This window comes from Flavobacterium sp. (assembly GCF_044371705.1).
GTDB lineage: Bacteria > Bacteroidota > Bacteroidia > Flavobacteriales > Flavobacteriaceae > Flavobacterium.
In genome coordinates, this window is record NZ_JBILTE010000227.1 from 1 (window position 1) to 3,821 (window position 3,821).

At 34.1% G+C, this 3,821-nt stretch carries 2 protein-coding genes; both read left to right on the plus strand.

The genetic code is table 11. From position 1 onward, the window contains the following. The first annotated feature begins 161 nt into the window (after nt 1–161). The gene (locus tag ACIQ2S_RS12045) at nt 162–1,220 is read left to right on the plus strand and encodes a mannose-1-phosphate guanylyltransferase (RefSeq protein WP_396176327.1); all 1,059 of its coding nucleotides are present in this window, start codon (nt 162–164) and stop codon (nt 1,218–1,220) included. 22 nt (nt 1,221–1,242) lie between these two features. Further along, entirely contained in the window at nt 1,243–3,612 is a 2,370-nt protein-coding gene (locus ACIQ2S_RS12050; RefSeq protein WP_396176329.1) for a cation:proton antiporter, read from the plus strand. Nucleotides 3,613–3,821: the final 209 nt, after the last annotated feature.

Sequence of the window (3,821 nt, forward strand, 5' to 3'; positions counted from 1 at the left end):
TTATTACTTTATTAAATTTTGTTTTTCTTCAATTCATTTTCGTAATTAATTTAATAACATCAATTATTAAAAAACTAAGCAACTTAAGTTCTCAGTAACGCGGCAACTTTACTATATTTGTGTCAATTTAACATAGTATATCAGCTTTTTGCAATTCAAAAATGAACAAAAATTATTACGCAATACTAATGGCCGGAGGAGTAGGTTCACGTTTTTGGCCGGTAAGCACAACCGAGTTTCCCAAGCAGTTTCACGATATGTTGGGATCGGGGGAGACACTAATTCAAAAAACCTTCAGTCGATTATCGAAAATTATTCCCAACAAAAACATTTATATTTTAACTAATGAGCAATACAATGAGTTGGTTTTGCAGCAATTGCCAATGGTCAAACAAGAGCAAGTTTTATTGGAACCAGCCATGCGAAATACTGCACCTTGTATTTTGTATGCCTCGTTGAAAATTCAGAAAATGAATCCCCAAGCTTTGATGGTCGTCGCTCCAAGCGATCATTGGATTGAAGATGAAACAGCATTTGCCAACAATTTGCAACAATGTTTTGACTATTGTGAAATGGAAAATGCATTGGTAACACTTGGCATTCAACCCACTTTTCCAAATACCGGTTTTGGTTACATTGAATTTAATAAAGCCGACACCAACGCGATAAAAAAAGTCAACCAATTTAGAGAAAAGCCTGATTATGAAACAGCAAAATCGTTTTTGAAAAGTGGTAATTTTTTATGGAATGGCGGAATATTTATTTGGTCTGTTCAATCGATTATTGAAGCGTTTTCAGCATTTCAACCGCAAATGCATCAATTATTCATGAATGGCTATCCACAGTTGAATACTTCGGGAGAACAAATTTTTATTAACTCAAATTATGCAAATGCCGAAAATGTTTCCATAGATTACGCTATTTTAGAAAATGCAACTAATGTTTTTGTGTTACCCGCTACTTTCGACTGGAATGATTTAGGAACTTGGGGTTCCTTATACGATAAACTGGATAAAGACGAACAAAATAATGCGGTCGTTAATTCAAAAGTAATTTTGGAAAACGCAACCAATAATATCATTAGAGCTCATGACAAAAAGCTAATTGTTATTGATGGTTTAGATAATTTTATAGTTGTTGATGAGGGGAATGTTTTGCTAATTTACCCTAAAGATAAAGAGCAAGACATTAAGTCAATTATGAAAAAAGCGACAGGATAAATTAATTATACAACTGAAAAGTATGATATTTTTAATAGGCATTGATTTCACTTTACCTTTAAAGAATCCGGTTTTGCTGTTTTCTTTGATCTTATTTATTATACTTTTTGCACCTATTTTACTGAATAAACTTCGAATTCCGCATCTTATAGGTTTAATTATCGCAGGAGCAATTATTGGACCGAATGGTTTAAATTTAATTGCTCGCGATATGAGTATTATTTTATTTGGAACTGTTGGACTTCAGTACATTATGTTCTTAGCCGGTTTGGAAATTGATTTAGCTGAGTTCAAGAAAAATAGCTCCAAGAGTTTAGTTTTTGGAATGCTTACGTTCTCAATTCCAATGATACTAGGTACTGTTGTAGGTCTTTATGTGTTGCATTTTTCGACAGCAACATCTGTTTTACTTGCCAGTATGTTTGCCTCGCACACTTTAATTGCTTATCCATTAGTAAGTAAGTTAGGTATTGCCAAAAACAGAGCAGTAACGGTTGCGGTGGGAGGAACGATGATAACGGATACACTGGCCCTTTTGGTTCTTGCTATTATTGCAGGTATGCAAACCGGAGAAATAAACCAAGAGTTTTGGATTCGACTAGGTTTTTCTGTGATTATTTTTGGATTGGTCGTGATGCTCATTTTTCCCATAATTGGACGATGGTTTTTTAAAAGATATGATGATAATATATCACAATATATTTTTGTCTTAGCGATGGTATTTTTAGGTTGTACATTGGCAGAGTTGGCAGGAATTGAAGCTATTATCGGAGCTTTCTTAGCCGGTTTAGCTCTCAACAGATTGATTCCGCATACATCTCCGTTAATGAATCGCATAGAATTTGTTGGAAACGCACTTTTTATACCCTTTTTTCTGATTGGGGTAGGAATGTTAATTGATTACAAAGCTTTTGTAAAAGATTGGGATACCATTCAAGTAGCAGGAATTATGACAATCGTGGCCATAGTTGGAAAGTACTTGCCCGCCTATATTACTCAGAAGTTATTTGGATATAGTCGAGACGAAAGAAGATTACTCTTCGGATTAAGTAATGCACAAGCAGCCGCAACTTTAGCTGCAGTTTTGGTTGGTTTTAATATTATTGTGGATTATAAAAGTGTCAATTCATATTCAGAAGTACATCTGAAAAACAATAAGCTAACAACGGAAAATAACCAAGTACTTTTATTTAATGAATTGAAAAGCGGCGAATTTCCACAGATTGGAAGTAGTGCTTATGTTAACAGAGTTCTTGCAAAAGGGACGTTTAAACTAACCGATAAGTCTGAGTTAAAATTTAACGAAGGAAAATTGGCAGAAATTAGAATGCCCAACCGATTGTTAAACGAAAATGTGTTAAACGGAACTATTTTAATGATTTTGATTACCTGCACAATCGCTTCGTTTGTAGCACAAAAAGGAGCCTATAATATTGCATTAGCAGAGGATGAAGATGAAGAAGACAATCCTGATGACATTCCGGTTGAAAGTGATGAAAAGATATTAATCCCGATGAAATCATTGGAAACAGTTGATGAATTGGTTAATCTTTCTGTTACGCTAAAATCTAAAAAAAATAAAGCTGGATTGTTTGCATTAAACGTGATTAGCAATAATGGCTCAACGACTGTCTTAGAGAGCAAGGCCAAAAAAATTATAGATAGAGCTGCTATAGCTGCTGCTTCAACCGATAATAGACTAAGCATGCTAATGCGGTATGATTTAAATATCATCAATGGTGTTTCAAGTGTGGTGAAAGAGCACAAAATTTCAGACATTATTTTGGGTCAAGCAGAGTCGTTAGGATCGGGGGATTCTTTATACGGGCCAATTACAGATGGTATTTTGTATAAATGTAATACTACCACATTTATTTATAAATCAGAGCAGCCAATTGCAACAATCAAACGATTTATTGTTGTAATTCCGGAGCGTGCAGAACGAGAAATAGGCTTCCCTTTTTGGTTGCTGAAAGTTTGGAATTTAGGGAAGAATACCAGTTCAAAAATTATATTTTATGGTGCAGAATCTACGATCAATTTAATAAAGGATGTTCACGCCAAACATCCTGTGCAGGCAGAATTCAATCTTTTTTCAGATTGGGACGATTTTTTGATTTTGTCTAGAAACATCACTAAAGACGACGCGTTAGTTGTGGTCATGAGCAGAAAATTAAACCTATCCTACAATTCTGTAATGGCTAGTATTCCGAGTTACACCAATAAATATTTTGAAAAGAATAATGTGCTGTTAATTTACCCTTTACAAACGACACTATCAGGTAGCAGACTTGATTTAAAAAGTCCTGCTGCTTTAGAAACATTTACCGAAAATATAGAACGCTTAGATGATGTGAGAAAATTAATTGGAAAGTTGTTCAAGAAAAAATAATGAAATATCTGATATTTTGTTATTTTTGAAATGACCCGACTAAAATCAAGCAATGAAAATTTATAAATTCGCTCTAATTTTCTTATTATTCATTTCAAGTTTAAGTTTTGCTCAAATTTCAAATTTCACATTACAAGTAGCGGCTACTAACGAAACATGTTTGGGAAATGGTACTTTAACCATAACAGTTTCCGGAACAACTTCCGGAG